1 protein-coding gene is annotated in these 918 nt (G+C 64.9%); it reads right to left on the bottom strand.

Features of this window, described 5'->3' with window-relative positions; all coding sequences use genetic code 11:
- Positions 1 to 91: 91 nt before the first annotated feature.
- On the bottom strand, positions 92 to 430 hold the full coding sequence (locus NHG27_RS18965; protein ID WP_497017358.1) for a putative quinol monooxygenase: 339 nt from the start codon (positions 428 to 430) through the stop codon (positions 92 to 94).
- Positions 431 to 918: the final 488 nt, after the last annotated feature.

Below are 918 nucleotides of genomic sequence, written 5' to 3'. Positions count from 1 at the left end.
AGACCTCCGTTGGTCAGAGCCGGGTTCCTAGACAGCTCCCACTCGACACGGAGGTCTCTCTTCACGTCAACAACGGTCCTGGTCAGTACACCTAGAGCACCTTCCTGTAGAGCTCTGCCGAGTCGGCCTGCTCGAGCTGCTCGAGCTCGGCGACGAGGCGCACGAAGTGCTCCGTCCGGGTATGGGCGTCGAGGTGGTCCTGCGACTCCCACGTCTCGACGAGGACGAAGCGGGTGGCGTCGTCGGTCCGCTGGAGGAGCTCGTACGACAAGCAGCCGGCCTCCTGCCTGGTCGCACCGACCAGCTCCCGGTAGACGACGAGTGCGCGGGCGACGTGCCGCTCCTCGATGACGCACGGGACGAGGACGTGCACCGCGTCCTCCGGACGCTGGACGACGTGTGGGCGAGGGGTCTCGACGGGGGAGCTCATGGCCCGACGCTATCTGTCGTCCTCGACGCGTCCGTCGACCACGACGCGCCGGCGGGGTGAGGCGACGGCCCGCCGGCGCGGCCGCCGTGGTCCCGGACATGGCCCTCGTGAGCGCCCGACGCCCGGTGACCGGGGTCACGGAACGCTGGTTTGACCGCAGCGCCCCCTCCACCGTAATGTTCTCTGAGTCAGCCCGGCAGGGAGGAACAGACACCACTGCGAAGCTCCTCGGAGCCGCCGCGAAGTGGCTGGATCCCCCGGGTGAACCAACCTTCCTGAAGATTTCTGAGGATGCTTGCGTCCTTGAGGAGTAGGGAATGCGGTCGGCTCGTGCGGCACCCCTCCTGAGAAATCAAGAGGTTGGAAAGCCCCGGAAAGTCTGATAAGATTAACAAGTTGCCCCGAGTGAAGGCCTGGGAACGGGTTGGATTCGGTGCGTGTCGGTTGCTTGAGAACTCAACAGTGTGCTTGATAGTTAATGCCAATTG

It is taken from the genome of Oerskovia sp. 140933, from assembly GCF_059651515.1.
This window is presented reverse-complemented; position numbering and strand designations above follow the sequence as displayed.